Raw genomic sequence first — 25264 nt, 5'->3', positions numbered from 1 at the left:
ACCTGCTTCTACACGCTAGAACATTCGACCGGCAGATGTTCGTTTGTTTTGCCATTACTCGCGCAGGGATCGCGCGGGCCGCAGCACTCCAGGGAGGGAGATGACATGCATCAGCGAGGTTTCAGCCTGATCGAACTGCTCATGGGACTGACAATTGTCGGGATTGTTCTGCTACTGGTCAGTCCGGCATTCGCAGCACTGACTGAATCGAACCATCGCGAGCAGGTGGCGCAGTTGCTTATCGGCGGTATACGCAATGCCAGAACCGTTGCCATCACACGCAACCAGAGCGTCGTGATTCACGGCATCAATGGCGACTGGAGTCAGGGCTGGCGGATCATTCTGGATATCAGTGGTAAAGGGGCGGACGACAACAGCAATCCGCTGCTGGTTGAGCGCGCGAGTGGCGCTCGGGTACCGATTGTCGGCAACTGGCCGGTCAGGCGATACATTCGTTTCAACAGTATCGGCGAACCACAGATGCCCGGCCGGGCCTTTCAAGCGGGGACATTGCACCTCTGCGCAGCCCGCGAACCCGTCAGTCAGCTGCGGGTGGTACTGGCGGCGACGGGCCGCGTGCGCCTGGAGAACCAAAAGGTTGAGCAGGCGCTGTGTGCAGAGGAGAAAAGGCTTAAAGCAACGAGCGGACGCGCAACTCTTTAGGCATGGAGAACGTGATGTTCTCCTCTCGACCGGCCAGTTCATCGGCGCCGGTCGCGCCCCACGCCTGCAACTGCTGGATCACGCCACGTACCAGGACTTCCGGCGCGGAGGCGCCAGCGGTGATGCCGATTCGCTCGACACCCTCGAACCAGCTCTTTTGCAGGTCTTCAGCACCGTCGATCAGGTAGGCCGGGGTGGCCATGCGCTCGGCCAGTTCACGCAGTCGATTGGAGTTGGAGCTGTTCGGGCTGCCGACCACCAGCACTACGTCGCATTCGTCGGCCAGTTGTTTGACCGCGTCCTGACGGTTTTGCGTGGCGTAGCAGATGTCATCCTTGCGCGGGCCACCGATCGCAGGGAAGCGCGTACGCAGTGCGTCGATAACGCGGCTGGTATCGTCCATGGACAGGGTGGTCTGGGTCACGAACGCCAGTTTTTCAGGGTTGTTCACCTGCAATGCGGCGACGTCTTTCTCGTCTTCGACCAGATAGATCGCGCCACCGTTGCTGCCATCGTACTGGCCCATGGTGCCTTCGACTTCCGGATGACCGGCGTGGCCAATGAGGATGCATTCACGACCGTCGCGGCTGTAGCGCGCCACCTCGATGTGCACCTTGGTCACCAACGGACAGGTAGCGTCGAACACTTTCAGGCCACGACCGGCGGCTTCGGTACGCACGGCCTGGGAAACACCGTGGGCACTGAAGATCACGATGACGTCATCTGGCACCTGATCCAGTTCTTCGACGAAGATCGCTCCACGAGCACGCAGGTCTTCGACGACGAATTTGTTGTGGACCACTTCGTGGCGCACGTAGATCGGCGGCCCGAAGACTTCCAGGGCACGGTTGACGATTTCGATCGCCCGGTCCACACCGGCGCAGAAGCCACGGGGGTTGGCGAGTTTGATTTGCATGCTGTGCCTCGTGTCTTGCGCGCAAGAAGTTAGATCATTAAAACCTGTAGGAGCAGAGCTTGCTCGCGATGGCGCAATTACAGTCGAAGTCAATGTTGACTGATCCACCGCTTTCGCGAGCAAGCTCTGCTCCTACATTTGACCGTGTCCGGTCAGTTACAGCGATTTGACGCTGATGATCTCGACGTCAAAGGTCAATGTCTTGCCGGCCAGCGGGTGGTTGAAGTCGATGGTCACTTGCTCCTCATCGAATTCCTTCACTACACCGGGCAACTCAGTATTAGCCGCGTCGTTAAAGATCACCAGCAAGCCAGGCGACAGTTCCATGTCCTTGAACTGCGAGCGCGGGATGATCTGTACGTTCTGCGGGTTGGGTTGGCCAAAAGCGTTTTCCGGCTGAATCGTCAGCGTACGCTTGTCGCCAGCCTTGAAGCCGAACAGCGCTGCTTCGAAACCTGGCAACAGGTTACCGTCACCGACCTTGAAGGTCGCCGGGGCTTTGTCGAAGGTGCTGTCGACGGTGTCGCCGTTCTCCAGGCGCAGTGCAAAGTGCAAGGTGACTTCCGTGTTCTGGCGGATGCGTTGCTCAGCCAATACCTGTTCAGTCATGAACGGCTTCTCCGGTCTTTTTGCTTTTGAACATATCCAGCGCAAGCATCACCGCACCGACAGTAATTGCACTGTCGGCAAAGTTGAACGCCGGGAAATACCAGCGGTTCTGCCAATGCACCAGAATGAAATCGATCACATGGCCCAGGGCAATGCGGTCATACAGATTGCCCAGCGCGCCACCCAGAACCAGCGCCAAAGCGACGGCCAGCCAGGTTTCGTTGCGCCCCAGACGCTTGAGCCAGACCACCAGCACGGCACTGACCACCACAGCGATCAGGGCAAACAACCAGCGTTGCCAGCCAGAGCTGTCGGCCAGGAAACTGAACGCCGCGCCTGTGTTGTAGGCCAGTGTCCAGCTGAACAGATCGGGAATCACCACGATTTGCTGGAACATCTCGAGCTTGCCTTCGAAGTAGAACTTGCTGGCCTGGTCGATGACCAGGACCAGCAAACTCAACCAGAGCCAGCTCAGCCGTCCGAAACGGCCAGCAGCATTAGGCATAGTGACGAACCTCGCCAGCGCCGCTGATGTTGTCGACGCAACGGCCACAGATTTCCGGATGCTCCGGGTTCACGCCGACGTCTTCACGGCAGTGCCAGCAACGGGCGCATTTGGCGTGGCTCGACTTGACCACTTGCAGTTTCAAACCGGTGACTTCGGTAACCACGGCATCAGCCGGCGCCTGCACGAACGGTGCAACAGTAGCGGTCGATGTGATCAACACGAAGCGCAGTTCGTTGCTCAGCTTGGCCAGGTCGGCGCTCAGCGCCTCTTCGGCGAACAGCGTCACTTCGGCTTGCAGGTTGCCGCCGACGGCCTTGGCCGCGCGCTGGATTTCCATTTCCTTGTTGACCGCGACCTTCACCGCCATGATCCGCTCCCAGTAGGCGCGGTCCAGCTCGACGTCTGCCGGCAGTTCGGTCAGACCTTCGTACCAGGTGTTGAGCATTACCGATTCGTTACGCTCGCCCGGCAGGTATTCCCACAGTTCGTCAGCGGTGAATGCCAGGATCGGCGCGATCCAGCGCACCAGCGCTTCGGAGATGTGGTATAGCGCGGTTTGCGCCGAACGGCGGGCCTTGCTGTTGGCGCCAGTGGTGTACTGACGGTCCTTGATGATGTCGAGGTAGAAACCGCCCAGCTCCTGCACGCAGAAGTTGTGGATCTTGGAGTAGACGTTCCAGAAACGGTATTCACCGTAATGCTCTTGCAACTCGCGTTGCAGCAGCAGGGTGCGGTCCACGGCCCAACGGTCCAGCGCCAGCATTTCTTCGGCCGGCAGGATGTCGGTGGCCGGGTTGAAGCCAGTCAGGTTCGAGAGCAGGAAGCGCGCGGTGTTACGGATACGCCGGTAGGCGTCCGCACTGCGTTGCAGGATCTGCTCGGAAACTGCCATTTCACCCGAGTAATCGGTGGAAGCGACCCACAGACGCATGATGTCGGCGCCCAGCGTGTCGTTGACCTTTTGTGGAGCGATCACGTTGCCCAAGGACTTGGACATCTTGCGACCGGACTCGTCGACGGTGAAGCCGTGAGTCAGCAGCTCGCGGTACGGCGCGTGATTGTCGATGGCGCAACCGGTCAGCAGCGACGAGTGGAACCAGCCACGGTGCTGGTCGGAGCCTTCCAGATACAAGTCGGCACGCGGGCCGGTTTCGTGGCCCATCGGGTGCGAACCGCGCAGGACATGCCAGTGCGTGGTGCCCGAATCGAACCAGACGTCCAGGGTGTCGCTGATCTTGTCGTACTGCGGTGCTTCGTCACCGAGCAACTCGGCGGCGTCCATCTTGAACCAGGCTTCGATGCCTTCGACTTCGACGCGCTTGGCGACGTCTTCCATCAGCTCGGCGGTACGTGGGTGCAGCTCGCCGCTTTCCTTGTTCAGGAAGAACGGGATAGGCACGCCCCAGTTGCGCTGACGGGAGATGCACCAGTCCGGACGGTTGGCGATCATCGAGTGCAGGCGCGCCTGGCCCCAGGCCGGAACGAACTTGGTGTCTTCGATGGCTTTGATCGCGCGCTTGCGCAGGGTGTCGCCGGTCGTTGGCTCTTTGTCCATGCCGATGAACCACTGCGCGGTGGCGCGGTAGATCAGCGGAGTCTTGTGACGCCAGCAGTGCATGTAACTGTGTTCGATGGTTTCGGTGTGCAGCAACGCGCCGACGTCCGACAGCTTGTCGACGATGGCCGGGTTGGCCTTCCAGATGAACTGGCCGCCGAAGAACTCCAGCGACGTCGCGTAGACGCCGTTGCTCTGTACCGGATTGAGGATGTCGTCGTTGACCATGCCGTACTTCTTGCAGGTCACGAAGTCGTCCACGCCATAGGCTGGCGAGGAGTGAACCACGCCGGTGCCGGCGCCCAGTTCGACGTACTCGGCCAGGTAAACCGGCGACAGACGGTCGTAGAACGGGTGACGGAAGTTGATCAGTTCCAGCTCTTTACCGGTGGTGGTCGCGATGACCGAACCTTCCAGGCTGTAACGGGCCAGGCACGACTCGACCAGCTCTTCAGCCAGCACCAACAGTTTGTCGCCGACGTCGACCAGGGCGTAGTTAAATTCCGGGTGAACGTTCAGCGCCTGGTTAGCCGGAATGGTCCACGGGGTGGTGGTCCAGATCACGATCGAAGCAGGTTTGCCCAGCGACGGCAGACCGAAAGCAGCCGCCAGCTTGGCTTCGTCGGCAATCGGGAACGCCACGTCGATGGTCGAGGACTTTTTGTTCTCGTACTCGACTTCCGCTTCAGCCAGGGCCGAACCACAGTCGAAGCACCAGTTCACAGGCTTCAGGCCCTTGAACACAAAACCGCCCTTGACGATTTCAGCCAGGGCGCGGATTTCACCGGCCTCGTTTTTGAAGTCCATGGTCTTGTACGGGTTGGCAAAGTCGCCCAACACGCCCAGACGGATGAATTCGGACTTCTGGCCTTCGATCTGCTCAGTGGCATAGGCACGGCACAGTTCGCGGGTCTTGTCCGCGCCCAGGTTCTTGCCGTGGGTCACTTCGACTTTGTGCTCGATCGGCAGACCGTGGCAGTCCCAGCCCGGAACATAAGGCGCATCGAAACCCGACAGGGTTTTCGAGCGGATGATCATGTCCTTGAGAATCTTGTTCAGCGCATGACCGATGTGAATCGTGCCGTTGGCGTACGGAGGACCGTCGTGCAGAACGAACTTCGGACGATCCTTGCCAATCTCGCGCAACTTACCGTACAGGCCAATGCTGTCCCAGCGCTGCAGAATCTGCGGTTCGCGCTGAGGCAGGCCGGCCTTCATTGGGAAGGCGGTGTCCGGAAGGTTTAGCGTGGCTTTATAGTCGGTCATTTAAGGCTCTTCATTAGCGATTGGCGCTAGGTGCGACAGGGCACGGGCGGCGGCAACATCCGCATTGATCGCCGTCTTAAGCGCCTCCAGAGAGGCGAAACGCTGCTCTTCACGCAGCTTGTGGTGGAAAACCACCGTCAAACGCCGGTCATACAGATCGCCGGCAAAATCTAAAAGATGCACTTCGAGGTGGGCTTTGCCATCACCTTGGACCGTTGGCCGCACGCCGATATTGGCGACGCCTGGCCAGGTCTTGCCGTCGATGTCGACGTTGACCAGGTAAACCCCGGTCAGCGGTACGCGACGACGCTTGAGTTGTATGTTGGCCGTGGGCGTACCCAATTGGCGCGCCAGCTTCTGGCCATGCAGGACTCGCCCGGCAATCCGGAACGGACGACCGAGCAGCCGTTCGGCAAGGGCAAAATCGGCAGCGGCCAGGGCATTGCGGACCTGAGTGCTGCTGACGCGAATACCGTCCAGCTCCACGGTCTGCGCCGCTTCCACGGTAAAACCCTGAAGGACGCCAGCCTGTTGCAGGAAATCGAAATCCCCTACCCGGTCACAGCCGAAACGGAAGTCGTCACCGACCTCCAGATGCTGGACCCCGAGGCCGTCCACCAGAATGGTATCAACGAACTCGCTGGCGCTGAGCTTGCTCAGGCGCTGGTTGAACGCCAGGCACAAGACCCGGTCGACACCTTCCTCAGCCAGCAGCTGCAGTTTGTCCCGTAGCCGGGCCAGACGGGCCGGAGCCGTGTCAGGGGCAAAGAATTCTCGCGGCTGCGGCTCAAAAATCACCACGCAGCTGGGCACGCCCAACTCGAGCGCACGCTCACGGAGCCTCGCCAGGATAGCCTGGTGGCCACGGTGAACACCGTCAAAGTTGCCAATAGTGGCGACACAGCCCCGATGCTGGGGGCGCAGGTTGTGGAGGCCTCGAACCAGCTGCATAACGCGCTTCTTGCTCATAAAGTGGTCGATTATAACCACACCCGGCGGCCGACGACAGGCAACACCGTAACCCAAAGTGATCGAGCCGACAAAACCGTCGATTCGCCCGTGTTTATCAAGGCAAAGACCTCAGCTCAAGGTCTTGCGATTGAAGTCGCGCAAACGGAAGCCCATCAACAGCAACATGCCGAAATAAGCGACCACACCAGCAGCAACCAGTGCGCCCAGACGCAGGAACCGTTCAAGCATGTGCCCCTGATCCCACGCCGGCATAAAGTGCATCCCGACCAGTAGCACAGCAGACATCACCAATACCGCAATCACTAGTTTGGCACCGAATTTCGCCCAGCCCGGTTGCGGCTGATACATCTGCTGCTTGCGCAGTTGATAGAACAGCAGGCTGGCGTTAATGCACGCACCGATGCTGATGGCCAGTGCCAGACCGGCGTGGGCCAGCGGGCCGATCAATACCAGGTTGAACAATTGGGTAACGATCAAGGTGAAAATCGCGATTTTTACCGGCGTACGGATATTTTGTTGCGCATAAAAGCCCGGCGCCAGCACTTTGATCACGATAATCCCGAGCAAACCGACCGAATAAGCGATCAGCGCCCGTTGAGTCATGGAGGCGTCAAACGCGCTGAACTGGCCGTACTGGAACAGCGAAACGGTCAACGGCTCGGCGAGAATCCCCAGCGCCAGCGAGCACGGCAAGACCAGCACGAAACACAGACGCAGGCCCCAATCGAGGATCCTCGAATATTCCTGGCGATCCTTGCTGGCGTAAGTCTTGGCCAGGGTCGGCAGGAGAATCGTACCCAGCGCCACACCCAGAACACCGGAGGGCAACTCCATCAAACGGTCGGCGTAGTACATCCAGGACACGGAACCGGCGACCAGGAACGAGGCGAAAATGGTATTGATGATCAGCGAAATCTGGCTCACGGACACGCCGAGAATCGCCGGCAGCATTTGTTTCATGACCCGCCAGACGCCGCTGTCACGCAGGTTCAGTCGTGGCAACACCAGCAGGCCGATCTTTTTCAGGTGCGGCAGCTGATAGAGCAATTGCGCCAGACCGCCCACCAGTACTGCCCAGCCCAGTGCCATGACCGGCGGATCGAAATAGGGTGTCAGGAATAGCGAAAAGATGATCATGCTGACATTGAGCAGGGTCGGCACGAAGGCCGGCACCGAGAAACGGTTATACGTATTGAGGATCGCCCCGGCCAATGAAGACAGGGAGATCAGCAATATATAAGGAAAGGTCACGCGCAACAGGCTGGACGTCAGCTCGAATTTTTCCGGCGTATCGATGAAACCCGGCGCGGTCACCCAGATGACCCACGGCGCGGCGATCATGCCCAAAGCGGTGACCAACGCCAACACCAGCGTCAGCAGACCCGATATGTAGGCAATGAAGGTTCGCGTCGCCTCCTCGCCCTTCTGGCTTTTGTATTCAGCAAGAATCGGCACGAACGCCTGGGAGAATGCCCCCTCGGCGAAAATCCGCCGCAGCAGATTGGGCAGTTTGAAGGCGATAAAGAAGGCGTCGGTCGCCATCCCCGCGCCAAATGTACGCGCGATAAGGGTGTCACGTACGAACCCCAAAACCCGGGAAAGCATCGTGATAGAGCTGACGGCGGCCAACGATTTGAGCAGATTCATTGAAAGAGTTTGTGCCTGTCGATAAACAGCAGGCGAACAAAGCGCCTACTTATGCGATACTCCGCGCCGCAGCAGCACAGAGCCAAAGCTCGCGAGTTTACAGGTCAAGCGCCGGAAATAAATATCCCGCCTCTTTATACCTACCACTTAGCGGAACGTCTCAACCGCCCTTGACAAGACATCAACTCATCGGCATGATTCGCGGCCTATTTTGTTTGCTATTTCCTAAAAAGTCTTTCGAGGAGCTCGACGGTGGCCAACACACCTTCCGCCAAAAAACGTGCAAAACAGGCTGAGAAGCGTCGCAGCCACAACGCCAGCCTGCGTTCCATGGTTCGTACCTACATCAAGAATGTAGTTAAAGCCATTGACGCAAAAGACGCTGAAAAAGCTCAAGCTGCTTACGTTCTGGCCGTGCCAGTTATCGACCGTATGGCCGATAAAGGCATCATCCACAAGAACAAGGCTGCTCGTCATAAGAGCCGCCTGAACGGTCACGTCAAGGCTCTGAACCTTGCTGTTGCCGCATAAGCGATAAGCTTGTTGAAAAACCGACCCCAGGGTCGGTTTTTTATTGCCTGCGATTTGATGAATACAGCACAAAAAAATGTGGGAGCAAGCTCCCACATTTTGGATCTTCGCTCAATTTATTGGGCGTGCGTCCACGGCAGGATCGGGATTGCGGTGACCGCATTCTGCGGACTGCCCTCGATCAAACGATCGCTGTAGACCAGGTACACCAGCGTATTGCGCTTCTTGTCGAGGAATCGCACCACCTGCATGGTCTTGAACACCAGCGACGTGCGCTCCTTGAACACCTCGTCGCCATCCTTCAACTCGCCTTTGAAGCTGATCGGCCCGACCTGACGGCAAGCGATGGAGGCTTCAGCGCGATCTTCAGCCAGCCCCAAACCACCCTTCACGCCGCCGGTCTTGGCTCGCGACAGGTAGCAGGTCACGCCCTCGACCTTTGGATCATCAAACGCCTCAACGACGATACGATCGTTCGGGCCGACGAACTTGAACACCGTTGATACCTGACCAATCTCCTCGGCCGAAGCCAGCAGCGGCATCGCCAGTAGCAGACCCAACAATCCTTTTGCAACGCGCATTCAGGTATTCCCTCAGACCAGGATCAGGTTATCGCGGTGAACCAGTTCCGGCTCCGCCATGTAACCCAACAGACCGACAATCGCCTCAGACGACTGGCCGATGATTTTTTGTGCTTCCAGCGCGCTGTAGTTCGCCAGGCCTCGGGCGATTTCACGGCCGTCCGGCGCCACGCAAACCACCATCTCGCCACGACGGAAGCTGCCCTGGACCAGCTTGACACCCACAGGCAGCAAACTTTTGTTGCCTTGGGACAGCGCCGTCACCGCACCAGCATCCAGCACCAGCGTGCCGCGGGTTTGCAGATGCCCGGCCAGCCATTGCTTGCGCGCCGCCAGCATGCCGCGCTCAGGCGACAGCAAGGTGCCGATGCGCTCGCCCGCCTTGAGACGATCCAGCACGCGCTCAATACGCCCGCCGACGATGATGGTGTGTGCACCGGAACGAGCGGCCAGCCGCGCAGCACGCAATTTGGTCTGCATGCCACCACGACCCAGCGCACCACCCGTACCGCCCGCCACCGCATCCAGCGCCGGATCATCGGCGCGCGCTTCGTAAATCAGATTGGCGTTAGGGTTGTTGCGTGGATCGGCGTCGAACATACCGTCGCGATCGGTGAGGATCACCAGCAAGTCAGCTTCGACCAGGTTGGCTACCAGCGCCGCCAGGGTGTCGTTGTCACCGAAACGGATTTCGTCAGTGACCACGGTGTCGTTTTCGTTGATCACCGGAATAACTTTCAGCTCAACTAACGCTCGCAAGGTGCTGCGGGCGTTCAGGTAGCGCTTGCGGTCGGACAAGTCGTCGTGAGTAAGGAGAATCTGTGCGGTATGTCGACCATGCTCGGCAAAGCTCGACTCCCAGGCCTGCACCAGCCCCATCTGACCGATGGCGGCAGCAGCCTGCAACTCGTGCATCGCACTGGGTCGTACGGTCCAGCCCAGGCGACTCATGCCGGCCGCCACCGCCCCGGAGGACACCAGCACCAGTTCGACGCCAGCCTCATGCAAAGCCACCATCTGCTCGACCCAAACACCCATTGCCGCGCGATCCAGGCCCTTGCCGTCCGCTGTCAGCAAAGCGCTGCCGATCTTCACGACCCAACGCTGCGCACCTGTCACCTTGCTCCGCATCATCTTCAACCTTAGCTTGAGGACAGCGCGACCCAGCGCTGCCCGTGACGTTATTCGTGACTACCGATTTCCAGATACTAAAACGCCGCTCGATTGAGCGGCGCTTAAGTTTACTGCAACGAATCAGTCGCGCACGTAAATGATTTCCGGACCGTCTTCGTCATCCACATCTTCTTCATCCCAATCATCGTCGCCGATGTCGTGGACCGACTTCACGCCGCTACGGCGCAGGGCACGCTGGTCATCCAGCGCCTGCAGCTGAGCACGGGCTTCGTCTTCGATGCGTTGATCGAGCTCGGCCAACTCTTCCTTGTAGGCCGGGTCGTTAGCCAGGCGATCGGCACGATCTTCCATGTAACGCATGATGTCGTGGCAAAGACGCTCAGTGCCCAGCTTGGAGATGGCCGAGATCACGTAGACCGGACCAGTCCATTCCAGGCGATCAACGATCTCCTTGACGCGAGCATCATGCTCTTCTTCAAGGATCTGGTCGCACTTGTTCAACACCAACCAACGATCACGCTCAGCCAGGGACGGGCTGAACTTGGTCAGTTCGCTGACGATCACTTCAGCAGCATCCGGCGCGCTGGCGTCATCGAGCGGCGCCATGTCCACGAGGTGCAGCAGCAGACGCGTACGCGACAAGTGCTTGAGGAAACGAATCCCCAGACCCGCGCCATCAGAAGCGCCTTCGATCAGACCCGGAATGTCCGCGACCACGAAGCTTTTCCAGCGATCGACACTGACCACGCCCAGGTTCGGCACCAACGTGGTGAACGGGTAGTCAGCGACTTTCGGCTTGGCGGCCGAGACCGAACGAATGAAGGTACTTTTGCCAGCATTCGGCAAGCCCAGCAGACCAACGTCAGCCAACACCTTCATTTCCAGCTTCAGATCACGCGCCTCACCCGGTTTGCCCGGAGTGGTCTGACGCGGAGCACGGTTGGTACTGGACTTGAATCGAGTGTTACCCAGACCGTGCCAGCCGCCGTGAGCAACCAACAGACGCTGACCTGCTTTTGTCAGGTCGCCAATCACTTCCTGAGTAGCGGAGTCGATGACGGTGGTGCCGACCGGGACACGCAGCACCAGCTCTTCACCTTTCTTGCCGGTGCAGTCGGTGCTGCCGCCGTTGGAACCGCGCTCGGCATCGAAGTGCCGGGTGTAACGGTAGTCCACCAGGGTGTTGAGGTTTTCGTCGGCGATCATGTAGACCGAGCCGCCATCACCACCGTCACCGCCGTTCGGGCCGCCGTTTTCAATGAATTTTTCGCGACGAAAGCTCATGCAACCGTTGCCGCCGTCACCGGCCTTTACTCGAATCGATACTTCATCAACAAACTTCATAACAAAACGCCTCTCGCCATACGGACGAGCCGAAAAAACCTAGACATAAGACTCTTGCAAAAATGAGCGCAGCGACCTCAATCAACGACCGCAAATCCAGCGCTGGAGCCCATCACAAACAGCTTTGCAAGAGACTCACCCCACAAACGAAAAAGCCCCGTCGCAAGACAGGGCTTTTCCAGCATCTACGTAATTATGCCGCGACGACTTCAGTCTTCGGGACAATGCTTACGTAACGGCGATTGAAAGCGCCTTTTACTTCGAACTTGATCACGCCGTCGATTTTAGCGAACAGAGTGTGATCTTTGCCCATGCCAACGCCGTAGCCAGCGTGGAATTGGGTGCCGCGCTGACGCACGATGATGTTGCCCGGAATGATAACCTGGCCGCCATACATCTTCACGCCAAGGCGTTTGGCTTCTGAGTCGCGACCGTTACGGGTACTACCACCAGCTTTTTTGTGTGCCATGAGTCAATTCTCCTAGTGAGGAATTAGGCTGAAATTAAGCCTGAATACCGGTGATTTTGATCTCGGTGTACCACTGGCGGTGGCCCATACGCTTCATGTGGTGCTTACGACGACGGAACTTGATGATGCGGACTTTATCGTGACGACCTTGGGAGATCACTTCAGCCACAACGGTAGCGCCAGGAACAACTGGAGCGCCGATATTCACGTCGTCGCCATTGGCAACCAACAGAACGCGATCAAAAGTAACGGATTCGCCGGTAGCGATTTCCAGTTTTTCGATCTTCAGGTATTCACCTGGAGCAACTTTGTACTGCTTGCCACCAGTAACGATTACTGCATAAGACATGGTATTTCTCCGATAATCCTGCTCACCCAGCTCTTTATAAGAAGAGGTATTGGCTGGCATGGCTGCATAGGGCTGGAAGGCCCGTTTGCAATTGCGTAAGGCAGGTGCTGCCCAGGAAGTTCAGGGTGCGCGATTGTACGCAAGCTACCGGGGCGATGCAATAGGCCGTCCATCGTGCCTTGACACCCGCCGACGCGGGTCCTAGCATGCCGCGCAACCCTTCTGGAGCAACTGTCGCTGATGCAACCCCAAGCTTTCTACCGCGCGGTGGCGGACGATTTTAGCGCCGTCGACGGCATCATCAAGAAGCAGCTGACTTCCCGAGTACCGCTGGTATCGAAAATCGGCGACTACATTACCTCGGCTGGCGGCAAACGCCTGCGTCCATTATTAGTGTTGCTGTGTGGCAAGGCTCTGGGCCGCGAAGGCGATGACCTGCGCCTGCTGGCCGCGACCATCGAGTTCCTGCACACCGCCACCCTGCTGCATGACGACGTGGTCGACATGTCCGGCATGCGCCGTGGCCGCTCGACCGCCAACGCCATGTGGGGTAACGCCCCAAGCGTGCTGGTGGGCGACTTCCTGTATTCGCGGTCCTTCGAGATGATGGTCGAACTGGGCTCCATGCCGGTGATGAAGATTCTTTCGCAAGCCACGCGCATCATCGCCGAAGGCGAAGTGTTGCAGCTGTCGAAGGTTCGCGACGCCAGCACCACTGAAGAAACCTACATGGAAGTCATCCGCGGCAAGACCGCGATGCTCTTCGAAGCCTCGACTCACAGTGCCGCAGCTCTCTGCGAAGCCACAGCGGAACAGGCTGAAGCGCTGCGCACCTTCGGCGATCATCTGGGCGTAGCCTTCCAACTGGTCGACGACCTGCTGGACTACCGTGGCGACGCGGAAACCCTGGGCAAGAACGTCGGTGACGACCTGGCTGAAGGCAAACCGACTCTGCCGCTGATCTACACCATGCGTGAAGGTACGCCGGAGCAGGCTGCACTGGTGCGCAAGGCGATCCAGAAAGGCGGCATCGAAGACCTGGAAAGCATCCGCGAAGCCGTGGAAGCGTCAGGCTCGCTGGATTACACCGCCCAGTTGGCTCGCGACTACGTGGCTCGCGCGATCAAATGCCTCGACGCGCTGCCTGCCAGCGAATACCGCGATGCTCTGGTCGAGTTGAGCGAGTTTGCGGTCGCGCGCACGCACTGACAGACCTCAACCTGTGGGGGCCCTCTTCCACAGGTTGCTCCCTCGCCCTCATCCGCCTAAAAACCCTATACAATGTGCGCTTTTTAGCGATCCTGAATCCAAGGAGCTTTAGTGAGCACGTTGCCACCCTGCCCAAAATGCAATTCCGAATACACCTACGAAGACGGCGCTCAGCTGATCTGCCCTGAGTGCGCCCACGAGTGGTCCGCCAGCGGCGAAGCCGAAGCCGTGTCCGATGACACCGTAAAAAAGGATTCGGTGGGCAATGTCCTGCAGGACGGCGACACCATCACCGTGATCAAGGACCTCAAGGTCAAAGGCACGTCGCTGGTGGTCAAGGTCGGCACCAAGGTCAAGAACATCCGCCTGTGCGATGGCGATCACGACATCGATTGCAAGATCGACGGCATCGGCCCGATGAAGCTCAAATCCGAGTTCGTCAGAAAAGTCTGAGCCTGCTGTATTCCATCCTGCGCCCTGCGTGGGATGGTGTTTCACCCTCCTCGCCTTACCCAACAATCCTTCGCAATAGCCAAACGCCAGCCGTTTTGACCTGACGCACTCTTTACCCAGAAAAAAACACAAACCGCCAATAGGCCCTTGCTATTTATTGAACAGGAATTATTCTCATTGAAACCCATCAATGGAGATGAGACCCATGACTTATTTGATCGATGCCTGGCTGGACCGGCCACACCCTTACCTCAGGATCCTGCATCGGGAAACCGGGGAAGTCTGTGCGGTGCTTGAAGAAGAAGCCTTGAACGAGCTGCAGGATCAGGGTGATCTGGACGTCAACGGCTTGAGTTCCAGCGAGCCGGTGGTGCTCAAGGAACTGGTGCGCAATCTGTTTCTGTTCTGCTATGCCCGGGCATTGCGCCCGACAAGCGAACTGCACCACAAGATCGAGATATGAGAAACACTGAAAACCTCTGTAGGAGCGAGGCTTGCCCGCGAAACAGGCAGCTCGGTTTCGACTTGAAACCAAGGTGATGCATTCGCGAGCAAGCTTCGCTCCTACAGGGTCATGTGTTACAGAACGTCGAGCAGCTCGACGTCGAACACCAGTACGCTGTGCGGCGGAATGCTGCCAACGCCTTGAGCGCCGTAAGCCAGTTCGCTCGGCACGTACAGACGCCATTTGCTACCGGCGCTCATCAGTTGCAGGGCTTCGGTCCAGCCAGCGATCACGCCGCCGACCGGGAATTCTGCAGGCTGACCACGATCGTAGGAGCTGTCGAACACAGTGCCGTCGATCAGGGTGCCGTGGTAGTGAGTACGCACTTGATCTTCACGGGTTGGCTTGGCGCCTTCACCTTGAGTCAGCACTTCGAATTGCAGGCCGGAAGCCAGGGTGGTGATGCCCTCACGCTTGGCGTTTTCAGCCAGGAATGCCAGGCCTTCGCCAGCAGCTGCTTCAGCTTTGGCGGCTGCTTCAGCTTGCATGATTTCGCGGATAACCTTGAAGCTTGCGGACATTTCTTCCTGACCCACACGGCTTTCCTTGCCGGCGAATGCGTCGGTCAGACCCGCCAGGATCGCGTCCAGGCTAACGCCCGGTGGCGGGTTGTCGCGCAGCTGGTCGCCCAGCTGACGGCCAATACCGTAGCTGACGCGGGTTTCGTCGGTGGACAGATTTACTTCGGACATAACACTGCTCCGCTGTGCGGACGGCCCTGGAACTTGCCGTGCGTGCACAGCGCATCCCGGAGCGCCCGGAACCAAAAGGGCCAGCAGACTAGCACAGATGCCATCGTGTTGATGAGAGCCGTCAGTGCTGCCACGCGATGGGTACCTTCAGGCTTTCCTCGATGCCGAGTCCACACATCTCGTCATGAACCGAAACATGTACAAGGTTGAATGGCAACCTGGGAAAGGCATGAAGCACTTGACGGGCATGCTCGACCGAGCGCAGATGAAACGCCTCGCCGCTGGCATCACTCAATGGATACCCCGCCCCGTGCATCCGCGCCTCCAACAGGTAGATCCCACCTTCCATCGAGATCAGGTTGAGTTCATCGATCTTCCCGGCGATGGCATAGGCATTCAACTCTTGCAGGTTCATGAACACACCTCACACAGTGGCGAGCCAAGACCCTTACAGGCATAGGCCTCGGCGCATCAAAGTACAAGCCACAAACGACACCGCCCGTCTGTTTCGCAACAGACGGGCGGTTTGGTATAGCGATAAAAAGCGATCAGTGCTTGGTCAGCTTATCCAGATAACCCATGGCGAACGCCGAGACCACAAAGGTCATGTGAATAACCACGTACCACTTCAAGTGCTCGGGATCGACGTTCTTGGCGTCCATGAAAATCCGCAGCAGGTGGATGGACGAAATCGCCACGATGGAGGCTGCCACTTTCATCTTCAGCGAAGAAGAATCCATGGTGCCCAGCCAGTTGAGCTTTTCCTTGTCGTCGTCGATATCCAGTTGGGAAACGAAGTTCTCGTAACCGGAAATCATCACCATCACCAGCAAACCGCCCACCAGTGCCATGTCGATCAGCGACAGCAGCACCAAAATCAGATCCGACTCGGCCATCGAGAACACGTTAGGGATGACGTGAAACACTTCCTGGAAGAATTTCAGCGCCAGCGCCAGCAGCCCGAGGGACAGACCGAAGTAGATCGGCGCCAGCAGCCAGCGGGAGGCGTACATTGTATTTTCGATAAAGCGTTCCATTAAATCTCACATGTGGGCTGGAAATGGCCGCGAGTATATCAGCCACCCGTTACACCCAGAAACCGCCGGGAAATCCGCAACCTGCGCGTGTGTGACAAGGTTTTTCTGCTAGTGTCCAAAGCATTGACAGTTCAGCGACATCGGACAGGAAGACGGGAAATGGATGTGCGATTGCCTTTAACGAGCGCCGGAATTTGCCTGGCTTTGCTGATGAGCGCCTGCTCTCCCAGCGATGAGAAGCGCCAGGTCAGCCTCGAGGAAAAGACTGCACAGTTCGGGAAGTCTCTGGATGCGATTCAGGATCCGAAACTCAAGGATGCCGTGGCTGAACTCGGCGGCTCACTGTTGTTGCTCGAGCGTGCGCAACTCAAGCTCGACAGCAAACCGGTGGAAACAGAATATGGCGAAGACGCCCTCGCCGTGCTCAAGCACTACCCCACGCCACAAGCCTTGGTCGACACGTACATCAACGGTCTGTTCGTGCTGCACAAAGGTTCAAGCTCCGACTACCTGACCGATCTGCAACCGGTGTTCCCTTTCAACTTCAACATTCCGGCCGCGTTTCTCTTTCCCCATGGCCTGGAATGGCAATCGGTGACCCTGAGCAACAAACGCGTCATCCCGTTTCAGCCGGAATGGTCGGAAACCGATCCCGGTATTCAGTTGAGTCCGTCGAGCTCAAACCTGACCAACCCCGACGACCTGACGGTGACCTATCCCTTCATCGATGGCCTGGACGTCGAAAACAAGAACCAGCCACAACCGGTGAGCCTGCAAGGCAAGGTAGAAGTGATCGCACCGCGCCGGCTCTACAGCTTCGACCTGACGAAAAAGGACGTTGGCCATTCTCGCACCAACGATAACCTCAGCGTCACCCTGCTGAACCTTGCCAACAACTACGCCGAACTCGAATTCAACAACAGCGCACCACTGGCCCCCGAGGTCAGCGAAACACCGTTGAACCCGCTGATCGTTCAGGCCAAGGACAGCACCGGGCAATTTCTCTCGCGCTCAGGCTCGATCAACGAAACCGCCGCACAAATTGCTTTCTATCAACAGCAACTGGCGAAAATGCAGCAGCAGAAGGCCTGGAGCGAAAGCTTCGAAAAACAGATCGATGAAGAACAGCGCGCGTTTGAGAAACAACAGAGCCACCATTATTCCAAGGTGTACTTCAATGGGCCGATCGAGACCCTCGAGGTCAGCGTACTGGACTTTTCAACCGCCACGGTGACCCGCAAGGACCTGGACCTGCCTGTCCGTCGCTTCGACCCACACACCACGGAAAAGACCATCCAGCCACTGACGTTGCCAGTGGTGGTGTACGACGACCAGGCCCCGAACTGGCTCAAGGGCGCAACGCTTGGCGAGGAACAACTGAAAAAGAACGTCAGCATCAGTCAGTCGGTCGAAGACCCCAGCGCCGCGCGTATCGAGTTCGATCACTCCAAAAGCTTCAATGACGAGTTGCTCGGCACCTCCTTCACCCCCGGTGAGAGTCCGGTCAGTTTCTTTACCGAGGACGGTAACGGCAAACGCGATGAACCGATTGAATTGCCGCCGGAGGCTTACCAGGTTGATCCCCTGCGCGGCACCATCACCTACGACTTGAACTTGTTTCCGGAAACCCCGGCTTACGCGGTGGGCTCCATGCCGCTGTTCCTCGCCACCGTCGAAAAGAAAACCATCGACGCCCACCAATTGCCCAAAGGCCTGGTGCTCAAAGGCAACGCGCTGGTGGTTGATCTGAAGCTGTTTCCCGCCCAGGACTGGCGTTTCTTCGCCAAGGACGACAGCGGCAATTATCTGAAGGAGATTCTTTCGGTCATTCACGATGCGAGCGCAGAAGGCCCGGCATTATTGGGCGTGCATTACTTCTACGGGCAACCTGCCCGACTGGAAACCTATCAACGAACCGACCTCGCCACCGTGCAATATGGATTCGAGGTGAAACTCGACAAGGCGGATACGCCCCACCTTGCCCAATAGCCTGTTCAGTGCTCAGGGCGAAATTCGAAACCTCCAGGATTGCGGCAACGGCCACCATTGATTTCCCGCAGCTGAGCTTGCAGGTGCAGGCACCAGATTTGCGGATCATCGGCCAGCTCATAGCCGTGCAGCGTGAGGCTTTCAACGATGGTGTCGAGGATCGACTCAGCCACAAAGGGACCATGAAACGGGCCTTGGGCTTTGATGGCAGAAGGTTGTTCGCCGGCCATTCCGGCGGCAAAGAGTAAGGTCCACATGCCCGTATCTCCCGCCAATGGGCGGATGGCACACTCGATACGGGTCACAAGGCCCAGGCATTGACGGGTGAGGCAGAGGTTGCGCGACATGGCGGCGACCCTCGGTAGATCCGGTATTCAGCCCCCACGGGAGGGCTGTCTCGATCCAGTGATTACTGTCGATATCCTTGAGCTGAGAATAGAGGAAAAGTTTGACTTGTACGTCAGGTGAGACCGAAAGGCGCCGAATGGTCATTGTGTGAATATTGACGCCAGACTGATGGCACTGATCGTTCCCACGCTCTGCGTGGGAATGCAGCCCCGGACGCTCCGCGTCCCAAAAAGCGTGACGCAGAGTGTCACAGGAGGCGTTCCCACGCAGAGCGTGGGAACGATCACCGTTTAGGCTGGTTTGGCCTCGACCAGTGCTTCCAGCGCAGCTTCTTTCTCGGCTTCCTTGAGGTCTTCTTCGCTGATCATTTCTGCGATGACCCGCAAGCGTTCTACCACCCGCGCGTTAACGCTGCCTTCAGGGAACTGGCCATCGGCGTCTGGCGCACCGGCCGGCTCGCCAACCAACAGGCTCAGCGCCTCATCGGCCTGGCGTACGGCGTAGACGTGGAACTGCCCCGCGCGCACTGCCGCCAGCACTTTCTCGTCAAGCATCAGCGTGGCAACGTTGGCCTGAGGAATGATCGCCCCTTGCTCACCGGTCAACCCGCGCGCTTCGCAGAGTCGGAAGAAGCCTTCGATCTTCTCGTTGACCCCACCCACCGCCTGCACTTCACCGAACTGGTTGATCGAGCCGGTGATCGCAAAACACTGCTTGAGCGGGGTTTTCGACAAGGCCGAAATCAAGGTGCAAGCCTCGCCCAGCGATGCACTGTCGCCATCCACGTAACCGTAGGACTGCTCCAGGGCGATACTCGCGGAAATCGCCAGCGGGAATTCCTGGGCGTAACGGCTGCCCAGATACCCGGTGAGGATCATCACGCCTTTGGAGTGAATGGGCTGGCCGAGGTTGACCTCGCGCTCGATGTCGACAATGCCGCTACCGCCCGGATACACCGTGGCGGAAATCCGCGCCGGCACACCGAACGCCGAGTCACCGACCTCCAGCACTGTCAGCCCGTTACATTTGCCCACCGCCGCGCCATCCGTGTCGATCAGGATGATCCCCGCCAGCATGTCATCAAGAATCCGCGCCGAGACGCGCCCGGTGCGTGTGGCCTTGGCCTTGAGCGCACGTTCGATGTGCCCGGCGTCGGTCATTTCATCACCGGCCAGCTGGCGAATGAAATCCGCCTCGCTGACCAGTTGGAACAGGTCACCGATCCGCGCCGACAAACGCCCCTGGTGCTCAGCCAGGCGAGCACTGTAAGTCGCCAGACGCGCCACCGCATCAGCGGTCAGCGGCGCCATGCCTTCTTCGGAGGTGCGGGTTTTGAGCAACTGGGCGAATTGCTCAAGGCTTTCGTCAACCATCGGGATGTCTTCGTCGAAGTCCACCAGAACGCGGAACATCTCTTGAAAGTCCGGATCCAGATCCTGCAGCGTGTAGTACAGCTGCCGGGCGCCGATGATGACGACTTTGACCTGCAACGGAATATGTTGCGGAGTAAGGGTCACGGTGGCGAAACGGCCCATCTCGCCCAGCGGCGATTCCATTTTCAATTTGCGCGATTGCAGGGCGCGTTTGAGCGCATCCCACACGAACGGCTCGCTGAGCATTTTTTCCGCTTCGAGGATCAGGAAACCGCCGTTGGCCCGGTGAAAGGCACCCGGTCGCAGCTGCCGATAGGTCGTGTAGAGCGCGCCCTGATCGGTGGTGTATTCGATGCGGCCGAACAGGTTTTCGTAAGTGGGGTGCGGCTCAAAGACCACTGGCGCACCACCGCTGGCCGGATGTCCGACCACCAGGCTCGGCGCGTATTGCTCTTCCAGCAGCTTGCGGGCGATGGCGTCAGTTTTGCTGTCGTCCACCAGTTGCTCGACCACCGTCTTGAGCAGATACACCTGCATCGCTTGCAGGTAACCGCAAACGCCGGCGTTTTCCGCGTACTTTTCCGACAGCGGCGCGAGCAATGGTTGCAAGGCCAGGGTGATGGTTTCTTCGTTGAGCTGGCGCATTTGATTGCTCGACTCACGCTTCCACTGCGGCAGGCTGGCGAGCTCTTCGTTCAGCCGCTCTTCCAGCCACGAAATATCGTCGTGAAAACGCTCGCGATCGGCTTCCGGCAACTGGGCAAATTCGGCTTCGTCCACGGCCTTGCCTTCGCTCATCGGGGTGAAGGCGATATTGGTGCTGTCGCGGTACAGCGCAACTTCCTTTTCCAGCGCCAGGCGCTCAATCACATCCAGCGCGCGGTCATAGCGTTGATTGAAGGCGCGGTCGATGGCGCTTTTCTTCTGCTGGTAGGACGGGTGCTCGAACACAGCCGGAAAAGTCGCCAGCAGGTTGTCGATCAAGCCGTTGATGTCATCGATAAAGGCACCGGCGGTGCCCGAGGGCAATTCCAGGGCGCGAGGTTCGCGAGGGTCATCGAAATTGTTGACGTAGACCCAGTCCGCCGGCGTCTGCAGGCGTTTGCCCTCGGCTTTCAGGTAGCGTTTGACGAACGAGAACCGGCCAGTGCCGGGCTCACCCATGACGAAGACGTTGTAACCGGGGCGTGGCATTGCCACACCGAACTGCAAGGCTTCGACCGCACGTTCCTGGCCAAGCACACCGCGGAAGGGCTCCAAATCATTGGTGGTAGAGAAGCTGAACTGTTCAGCGGAAAACGGACGGGTCAGCGCTTCAGGCGCTAGACGCAAGCTGGCAGCAACAGGATCAGGCATCGGGCTTCCTTACATCAGGCGGGGCAGATAGCGGCATTCTGGCGCTGCCCATACCTCACTTGCAAGGCGCACCTCTAGCCAAAGCATAGACAAAGCGGCATCGCTAAGCAGGCCGGGCCTAAATCAATGTTTTCAACGAATGTTATGCAAAAAATAACGGAACCCTAGGAACGTGCCTAAACTCCAAACTGCGCGGCTGGAACAATAACCGGCCTACTGGCGCCAGATCGGGCCAGACCCCTTGTCCATTGGTATGCACATAAAGAGAACAAAGCTATGAAACGGATTCTTCTCGGTACTCTCTTCACCGTTGTATCCCTCAATGCCATGGCTCAGGCGCCAGGCGGCCCGGATTGCGGTTGGGGCAACATGCTGTTCGAAGGTCAGCGTGGCACCCCGGCTCACTTCCTGGCATCCACCACCAACGGCACTTCCGGCAACGCAACGTTCGGTATGACTTCTGGTACCAACGGTTGCTCGACCAATGCGTCGCTGACCTATGGCGGCAAATCCTGGATTGCCATGAATGGCATGATGAACGAGCTGTCCGAAGACATGGCTAAAGGTCAGGGCGAAGCGCTGACCACTTACGCTGTGGTACTGGGCGTGGCGCCGGAAGACCGTGCGCATTTCGCCGCCGTCACTCATGAGCACTTCCAGCAGATCTTCAGCAAGGCTGACGTGACCGCTGACGACGTGCATACCAACACCCTGGCCGTTCTGAAGAGCGATCCGCGTCTGGCCAAGTACGCCACTCAAGCTTAAGCTCGACCCGCCCGCTCTCTTGGGGAGCGGGTTTTATTTTTTGAACCTGGCCCTTTTTGGCCTGCCCCTTTGGGTCTTTGTTTCTTTCGACTTAAGTTGCTCACTATGCTCAAACGCCTTGCCTGGCTGGCGCTCTGTGTCTGCGCCCCGCTGTCTGCCGCGCCACATATAGACAATCAACGTTTGCAGCAACTGGCCAACGACCCCTTCTGGATTTCCCTGGGCCATTACGAAACCGCCAAGCTCGGCGGCTGGCGCAGCTATGTCAGCGACAGGAAATTCTTCCTCGCCGCCGACGGCAATGAACATCCTGACCGTGAGCTGGCGGCGACCGTGCAAGCGCTGTACGCCCCGGCCAGCGCCGGCGAAAAACATGCGCAATGCGTCTACCCCGCCCGCACCCGCTGGCTGAAGGCACAGCTCAACCTGAGCGATCTGCCGACGCTTCCCTGCACTGAATTCAAGCAATGGTTCAAGGATGTTTCGCCCCACAGTGCGGTGATGATTTTCCCGGCGGCGTATCTGAACAGCCCGTCATCGATGTTCGGCCACACGCTGCTGCGCATCGACCAGGCCAATGTGCAGAGCGATCAAACCGCCCTGCTCAGTTATGCGATCAACTTCGGCGCGTACATTGAAGGTTCCGACAACAGCATCCTGTATGCCTGGAAAGGCTTGATGGGTGGCTATCCTGGTTTGTTTGCGTTGGTGCCTTATCAGGAAAAACTCTCGGAATACCGCAGCCTCGAGAACCGCGATCTGTGGGAATACCGCCTGAACCTGACCCAGGCAGAAACCGAGCGCATGGTCGAGCACGTCTGGGAACTGAAACAGATCCAGTTCGACTATTTCTTCTTTGACGAAAATTGCTCTTATCGTCTGCTGGAATTGCTGCAAGTGGCCCGCCCGAGCCTGCGATTGACCGAACAATTCCCGCTGACCGCGATTCCTACGGACACCGTGAAAGCGGTGAAAGAAGCCGGACTGGTGGAATCCATTCAATATCGACCGTCTCGCGAACGTGAACTGCTGAGCCGCGCCGAGCCGTTGACCGATGAAGAACAGGATTGGGTGCTGAACGTCAGCGCCGACCAGAAGCAGTTGCAGGCGCCGGCGTTCAAGGCTCAACCGCGCGAGCGTCAGGCGCTGATCATCGACGCGGCCTATCGCTTGGAGCGCTACCGCGCCAACGGTCAGGAACGTGACCCGCAACGGGCGCAGCGCAGTTTCGAACTGCTGCGGGCGATCAACCAGAACCCGGCGCCGGAACTGGACATCCCGCAACCCGGCCTGCCCGAGGATGGCCATGAATCGCGAACCTGGCAGGCCGGCATCGGCACCCGGGGCGACAAGGCTTTTGGCGAATATGGCCTGCGCATGGCGTATCACGATCTCAACGACAATGCCGAGAGCTTCCCCCTCGGTGCACAGATCGAAATCCTGCAAATGAAACTTCGCCAGTACGAAGGCAATCACTGGCAGTTGCAGCAATTGGACCTGGCGACCATCCGCTCACTAACCCCGCGCAATGAGTTGCTGCAACCGCTCTCGTGGCAGGTCACCGGCGGCCTGGAGCGAGTGCCCGGCAAACATGATGACGAAACCCTGGTCAGCCACGTCAATGGTGGCGGCGGCGGTACCTGGCAACTGGGCGACGACATGCTCGGCTTTGCCTTGGGCACCGTGCGCGTGGAGCACAACAACGACTTCGCCGGTTTCATCGCTCCGGCGGCGGGTTTCAATACGGGCCTGCTGTGGAAAAACCCGCTGGGCAACTTCAGCCTGGAGGCCAAAGGTGATTACTTCACCAATGGCGAAGTGCGCCGTAGCGTGAGTCTGAATCAGCAGTGGGAATTGTCGCGCAACCTGGGTATGCGCCTGAGTGCCCAGCGAGAGTTCAGCCACCTGGCTTCGCCTGAGAACGAAGTAATGCTTGAGGTGAAGTGGTATCACTACTGATCTTTTGATCTCTCTTTCACATCCCATCGACGAATCCACTCCTAGACTTCTCATATAGGCCGTTGACGGCCTGGGAGTCTGAGATGTGGCGTTACGTGTGTGTGGTGGGTTTGCTGATGTTGATCGCGGGTTGCCAGACGACCCACGAGGATCTGATCGCCAAGGGCTATCCACCGGCGTTCGCCGATGGCTTCGATGACGGTTGCAGCAGTGGCCGGCAAGCCGCTGGCGCAATCACGGGTGAGTTTCGCAAAAACGTCCCGCGTTACCTCAAGGACAAGCAGTACGCCGAGGGCTGGAGCGATGGCTTCCGTCAGTGTCAGGCGATGCGCGAAAGCGAGGATCGCGAAGATTATCGCAGCCATCATTGGGACGACCGGGACAAAGCCTGGCGGCAGCAAAAGGATCAGGACGCCGCCCGTGCGTATCGCTCGCAATGAGTCGCTGATAGACATCAGTCGAAACTAAAAGCCTGCGACCATGGCCCAAACCCTATAACGGGAGAAAACCATGAGTCGCGCCTTCGTCAATGAAGATAACGCCGCCGCGCAAACCGATCAGCCAGTCGAACGGCAGGTCAGCGCGCAGCCCAACTATGTCACCCCGGCCGGGCTCGCCCAGCTTCAGGCGAAACTCGCCGAGGTGCAAAATCTGCTCAATGAGCAAAGTGCGAAAGGTGAACTGGCCGACAAACAGCGCCAGGCCGACCTTGAGCGTGACTGGCGGTATTTCAATCAACGCCTGCAAAGCGCTCAGTTAGTCGTGCCGGCCTCTTCGACCAACAAAGTGCAGATTGGCGCCTGGGTGACGTTTGCCGATGAACAGGGCAACGAACAACGCGTGCAATTAGTGGGCGAGGATCAGGCGGATGCCGCGAGCGGGCTGATCAATTGGGGTTCGCCGCTGGGTCGGGCGTTGCTGGGTGCGCAGGTCGGGGATGAAGTGCTGTGGAAGCGGCCGGCGGGGGATTTGGTGATTGAGGTTCTGAGCATAGAAATCGGGTGATTGGGAGGACGCCTTCGCGATCTCACTAA

Annotated in this window: 26 protein-coding genes; 10 read left to right on the top strand and 16 right to left on the bottom strand. The window is 58.4% G+C overall.

What is annotated here, in order from left to right:
- Nucleotides 1-105 precede the first annotated feature (105 nt).
- Nucleotides 106-663 (top strand): GspH/FimT family pseudopilin, encoded by a 558-nt coding sequence (locus ACYZT5_RS28990; RefSeq protein WP_462052326.1) that lies wholly within the window; start codon nucleotides 106-108, stop codon nucleotides 661-663.
- Here the strand turns inward: ACYZT5_RS28990 and ispH are convergent.
- The 6 genes from ispH to murJ all read right to left on the bottom strand — a co-directional run bounded on the left by ispH (nucleotide 632) and on the right by murJ (nucleotide 8136).
- The gene (gene ispH / locus ACYZT5_RS28985; RefSeq protein WP_348124531.1) at nucleotides 632-1579 is read right to left on the bottom strand and encodes a 4-hydroxy-3-methylbut-2-enyl diphosphate reductase; all 948 of its coding nucleotides are present in this window, start codon (nucleotides 1577-1579) and stop codon (nucleotides 632-634) included. The two genes, ACYZT5_RS28990 and ispH, sit on opposite strands and share 32 nt — an antisense overlap.
- A 156-nt stretch (nucleotides 1580-1735) precedes the next feature.
- Nucleotides 1736-2173 (bottom strand): FKBP-type peptidyl-prolyl cis-trans isomerase, encoded by a 438-nt coding sequence (gene fkpB / locus ACYZT5_RS28980; protein WP_462052325.1) that lies wholly within the window; start codon nucleotides 2171-2173, stop codon nucleotides 1736-1738.
- A gap of 7 nt (nucleotides 2174-2180) precedes the next feature.
- Nucleotides 2181-2693: a signal peptidase II gene (gene lspA / locus ACYZT5_RS28975; RefSeq protein WP_129441088.1), complete on the bottom strand. Its 513-nt coding sequence runs from the start codon at nucleotides 2691-2693 to the stop codon at nucleotides 2181-2183.
- Nucleotides 2686-5517, bottom strand: a complete 2832-nt coding sequence (ileS, locus tag ACYZT5_RS28970) for an isoleucine--tRNA ligase (RefSeq protein ID WP_462048417.1) — start codon at nucleotides 5515-5517, stop codon at nucleotides 2686-2688. Before ileS ends, lspA begins: the two co-directional genes overlap by 8 nt.
- Nucleotides 5518-6468 carry a bifunctional riboflavin kinase/FAD synthetase gene (gene ribF / locus ACYZT5_RS28965; protein WP_056742826.1) on the bottom strand — a complete coding sequence of 317 codons (951 nt, stop codon included), beginning with the start codon at nucleotides 6466-6468 and terminating at the stop codon, nucleotides 5518-5520.
- A 129-nt stretch (nucleotides 6469-6597) separates the two neighbouring features.
- Nucleotides 6598-8136: a murein biosynthesis integral membrane protein MurJ gene (murJ, locus tag ACYZT5_RS28960; RefSeq protein ID WP_462048416.1), complete on the bottom strand. Its 1539-nt coding sequence runs from the start codon at nucleotides 8134-8136 to the stop codon at nucleotides 6598-6600.
- Nucleotides 8137-8388: 252 nt separating this feature from the next.
- On the opposite strand from murJ, the gene rpsT reads away from it, so the two are divergent.
- Nucleotides 8389-8667, top strand: a complete 279-nt coding sequence (gene rpsT, locus ACYZT5_RS28955; RefSeq protein ID WP_008154937.1) for a 30S ribosomal protein S20 — start codon at nucleotides 8389-8391, stop codon at nucleotides 8665-8667.
- A 116-nt stretch (nucleotides 8668-8783) separates the two neighbouring features.
- On the opposite strand, the gene ACYZT5_RS28950 is transcribed toward rpsT, so the two are convergent.
- The 5 genes from ACYZT5_RS28950 to rplU form a co-directional block, all read right to left on the bottom strand.
- Nucleotides 8784-9248, bottom strand: a complete 465-nt coding sequence (locus ACYZT5_RS28950; protein WP_010467533.1) for a CreA family protein — start codon at nucleotides 9246-9248, stop codon at nucleotides 8784-8786.
- Nucleotides 9249-9260: 12 nt separating this feature from the next.
- A complete protein-coding gene (gene proB, locus ACYZT5_RS28945) occupies nucleotides 9261-10379 on the bottom strand; it encodes a glutamate 5-kinase (protein ID WP_131061798.1) in 1119 nt (372 codons plus the stop codon).
- A 123-nt stretch (nucleotides 10380-10502) separates the two neighbouring features.
- Complete coding sequence (gene cgtA / locus ACYZT5_RS28940) at nucleotides 10503-11726, bottom strand: Obg family GTPase CgtA (protein WP_461955782.1); 1224 nt, start codon at nucleotides 11724-11726, stop codon at nucleotides 10503-10505.
- Between the two features lie 193 nt (nucleotides 11727-11919).
- The gene (gene rpmA, locus ACYZT5_RS28935) at nucleotides 11920-12195 is read right to left on the bottom strand and encodes a 50S ribosomal protein L27 (RefSeq protein ID WP_003215862.1); all 276 of its coding nucleotides are present in this window, start codon (nucleotides 12193-12195) and stop codon (nucleotides 11920-11922) included.
- A gap of 34 nt (nucleotides 12196-12229) precedes the next feature.
- Nucleotides 12230-12544 (bottom strand): 50S ribosomal protein L21, encoded by a 315-nt coding sequence (gene rplU, locus ACYZT5_RS28930; protein WP_007901869.1) that lies wholly within the window; start codon nucleotides 12542-12544, stop codon nucleotides 12230-12232.
- 240 nt (nucleotides 12545-12784) lie between these two features.
- On the opposite strand from rplU, the gene ACYZT5_RS28925 reads away from it, so the two are divergent.
- The 3 genes from ACYZT5_RS28925 to ACYZT5_RS28915 all read left to right on the top strand — a co-directional run bounded on the left by ACYZT5_RS28925 (nucleotide 12785) and on the right by ACYZT5_RS28915 (nucleotide 14669).
- A complete protein-coding gene (locus tag ACYZT5_RS28925) occupies nucleotides 12785-13753 on the top strand; it encodes a polyprenyl synthetase family protein (RefSeq protein WP_462048415.1) in 969 nt (322 codons plus the stop codon).
- A gap of 111 nt (nucleotides 13754-13864) precedes the next feature.
- A complete protein-coding gene (locus ACYZT5_RS28920) occupies nucleotides 13865-14206 on the top strand; it encodes a zinc ribbon domain-containing protein YjdM (RefSeq protein ID WP_008154270.1) in 342 nt (113 codons plus the stop codon).
- Between the two features lie 205 nt (nucleotides 14207-14411).
- The gene (locus ACYZT5_RS28915; RefSeq protein ID WP_008154268.1) at nucleotides 14412-14669 is read left to right on the top strand and encodes a PA4570 family protein; all 258 of its coding nucleotides are present in this window, start codon (nucleotides 14412-14414) and stop codon (nucleotides 14667-14669) included.
- A 116-nt stretch (nucleotides 14670-14785) separates the two neighbouring features.
- On the opposite strand, the gene ACYZT5_RS28910 is transcribed toward ACYZT5_RS28915, so the two are convergent.
- From ACYZT5_RS28910 to ACYZT5_RS28900, 3 genes are all read right to left on the bottom strand, one after another.
- The gene (locus ACYZT5_RS28910) at nucleotides 14786-15403 is read right to left on the bottom strand and encodes an FKBP-type peptidyl-prolyl cis-trans isomerase (protein ID WP_462048414.1); all 618 of its coding nucleotides are present in this window, start codon (nucleotides 15401-15403) and stop codon (nucleotides 14786-14788) included.
- 121 nt (nucleotides 15404-15524) lie between these two features.
- Nucleotides 15525-15818 (bottom strand): DUF6482 family protein, encoded by a 294-nt coding sequence (locus tag ACYZT5_RS28905; RefSeq protein ID WP_462048413.1) that lies wholly within the window; start codon nucleotides 15816-15818, stop codon nucleotides 15525-15527.
- A gap of 133 nt (nucleotides 15819-15951) precedes the next feature.
- Nucleotides 15952-16440: a TIGR00645 family protein gene (locus ACYZT5_RS28900; protein WP_462048412.1), complete on the bottom strand. Its 489-nt coding sequence runs from the start codon at nucleotides 16438-16440 to the stop codon at nucleotides 15952-15954.
- Nucleotides 16441-16599: 159 nt separating this feature from the next.
- Between ACYZT5_RS28900 and ACYZT5_RS28895 the strand changes: the two genes are divergently transcribed.
- Entirely contained in the window at nucleotides 16600-18429 is a 1830-nt protein-coding gene (locus ACYZT5_RS28895) for a hypothetical protein (protein WP_462048411.1), read from the top strand.
- A gap of 5 nt (nucleotides 18430-18434) precedes the next feature.
- On the opposite strand, the gene ACYZT5_RS28890 is transcribed toward ACYZT5_RS28895, so the two are convergent.
- Both ACYZT5_RS28890 and ACYZT5_RS28885 read right to left on the bottom strand, forming a co-directional pair.
- Nucleotides 18435-18776, bottom strand: a complete 342-nt coding sequence (locus tag ACYZT5_RS28890) for a PA4575 family protein (protein WP_046048783.1) — start codon at nucleotides 18774-18776, stop codon at nucleotides 18435-18437.
- A gap of 291 nt (nucleotides 18777-19067) precedes the next feature.
- Nucleotides 19068-21506 (bottom strand): Lon protease family protein, encoded by a 2439-nt coding sequence (locus ACYZT5_RS28885; protein ID WP_462048410.1) that lies wholly within the window; start codon nucleotides 21504-21506, stop codon nucleotides 19068-19070.
- 276 nt (nucleotides 21507-21782) lie between these two features.
- Between ACYZT5_RS28885 and ACYZT5_RS28880 the strand changes: the two genes are divergently transcribed.
- From ACYZT5_RS28880 to ACYZT5_RS28865, 4 genes are all read left to right on the top strand, one after another.
- The gene (locus ACYZT5_RS28880; protein WP_218537511.1) at nucleotides 21783-22271 is read left to right on the top strand and encodes a DUF3015 domain-containing protein; all 489 of its coding nucleotides are present in this window, start codon (nucleotides 21783-21785) and stop codon (nucleotides 22269-22271) included.
- Between the two features lie 105 nt (nucleotides 22272-22376).
- Complete coding sequence (locus tag ACYZT5_RS28875; RefSeq protein ID WP_462048409.1) at nucleotides 22377-24230, top strand: Lnb N-terminal periplasmic domain-containing protein; 1854 nt, start codon at nucleotides 22377-22379, stop codon at nucleotides 24228-24230.
- 83 nt (nucleotides 24231-24313) lie between these two features.
- Nucleotides 24314-24670 (top strand): hypothetical protein, encoded by a 357-nt coding sequence (locus ACYZT5_RS28870; RefSeq protein WP_462048408.1) that lies wholly within the window; start codon nucleotides 24314-24316, stop codon nucleotides 24668-24670.
- A 70-nt stretch (nucleotides 24671-24740) separates the two neighbouring features.
- Entirely contained in the window at nucleotides 24741-25235 is a 495-nt protein-coding gene (locus ACYZT5_RS28865; protein ID WP_462048407.1) for a GreA/GreB family elongation factor, read from the top strand.
- Nucleotides 25236-25264 lie beyond the last annotated feature (29 nt).

Source organism: Pseudomonas sp. LB3P14 (genome assembly GCF_054898045.1).
Note: the sequence above shows the minus strand (reverse complement) of the source record. Positions and strands in the feature narration are given on the sequence as shown.

Excerpts from the sequence above, each read along its gene's own strand:
- ACYZT5_RS28950 (WP_010467533.1), bottom strand. The coding sequence starts at position 9,248 with ATGCGCGTTGCAAAAGGATTGTTGGGTCTGCTACTGGCGATGCCGCTG.
- rplU (WP_007901869.1), bottom strand. The coding sequence starts at position 12,544 with ATGTCTTATGCAGTAATCGTTACTGGTGGCAAGCAGTACAAAGTTGCT.
- ACYZT5_RS28900 (WP_462048412.1), bottom strand. The coding sequence starts at position 16,440 with ATGGAACGCTTTATCGAAAATACAATGTACGCCTCCCGCTGGCTGCTG.
- ACYZT5_RS28885 (WP_462048410.1), bottom strand. The coding sequence starts at position 21,506 with ATGCCTGATCCTGTTGCTGCCAGCTTGCGTCTAGCGCCTGAAGCGCTG.
- ACYZT5_RS28875 (WP_462048409.1), top strand. The coding sequence starts at position 22,377 with ATGCTCAAACGCCTTGCCTGGCTGGCGCTCTGTGTCTGCGCCCCGCTG.
- rpmA (WP_003215862.1), bottom strand. The coding sequence starts at position 12,195 with ATGGCACACAAAAAAGCTGGTGGTAGTACCCGTAACGGTCGCGACTCA.
- ribF (WP_056742826.1), bottom strand. The coding sequence starts at position 6,468 with ATGCAGCTGGTTCGAGGCCTCCACAACCTGCGCCCCCAGCATCGGGGC.
- ACYZT5_RS28925 (WP_462048415.1), top strand. The coding sequence starts at position 12,785 with ATGCAACCCCAAGCTTTCTACCGCGCGGTGGCGGACGATTTTAGCGCC.
- ACYZT5_RS28895 (WP_462048411.1), top strand. The coding sequence starts at position 16,600 with ATGGATGTGCGATTGCCTTTAACGAGCGCCGGAATTTGCCTGGCTTTG.
- ACYZT5_RS28880 (WP_218537511.1), top strand. The coding sequence starts at position 21,783 with ATGAAACGGATTCTTCTCGGTACTCTCTTCACCGTTGTATCCCTCAAT.
- cgtA (WP_461955782.1), bottom strand. The coding sequence starts at position 11,726 with ATGAAGTTTGTTGATGAAGTATCGATTCGAGTAAAGGCCGGTGACGGC.
- proB (WP_131061798.1), bottom strand. The coding sequence starts at position 10,379 with ATGCGGAGCAAGGTGACAGGTGCGCAGCGTTGGGTCGTGAAGATCGGC.
- ACYZT5_RS28890 (WP_046048783.1), bottom strand. The coding sequence starts at position 18,776 with ATGTCGCGCAACCTCTGCCTCACCCGTCAATGCCTGGGCCTTGTGACC.
- ACYZT5_RS28910 (WP_462048414.1), bottom strand. The coding sequence starts at position 15,403 with ATGTCCGAAGTAAATCTGTCCACCGACGAAACCCGCGTCAGCTACGGT.
- lspA (WP_129441088.1), bottom strand. The coding sequence starts at position 2,693 with ATGCCTAATGCTGCTGGCCGTTTCGGACGGCTGAGCTGGCTCTGGTTG.
- ileS (WP_462048417.1), bottom strand. The coding sequence starts at position 5,517 with ATGACCGACTATAAAGCCACGCTAAACCTTCCGGACACCGCCTTCCCA.
- ACYZT5_RS28990 (WP_462052326.1), top strand. The coding sequence starts at position 106 with ATGCATCAGCGAGGTTTCAGCCTGATCGAACTGCTCATGGGACTGACA.
- ACYZT5_RS28915 (WP_008154268.1), top strand. The coding sequence starts at position 14,412 with ATGACTTATTTGATCGATGCCTGGCTGGACCGGCCACACCCTTACCTC.
- ispH (WP_348124531.1), bottom strand. The coding sequence starts at position 1,579 with ATGCAAATCAAACTCGCCAACCCCCGTGGCTTCTGCGCCGGTGTGGAC.
- murJ (WP_462048416.1), bottom strand. The coding sequence starts at position 8,136 with ATGAATCTGCTCAAATCGTTGGCCGCCGTCAGCTCTATCACGATGCTT.
- ACYZT5_RS28865 (WP_462048407.1), top strand. The coding sequence starts at position 24,741 with ATGAGTCGCGCCTTCGTCAATGAAGATAACGCCGCCGCGCAAACCGAT.
- ACYZT5_RS28870 (WP_462048408.1), top strand. The coding sequence starts at position 24,314 with ATGTGGCGTTACGTGTGTGTGGTGGGTTTGCTGATGTTGATCGCGGGT.
- ACYZT5_RS28905 (WP_462048413.1), bottom strand. The coding sequence starts at position 15,818 with ATGAACCTGCAAGAGTTGAATGCCTATGCCATCGCCGGGAAGATCGAT.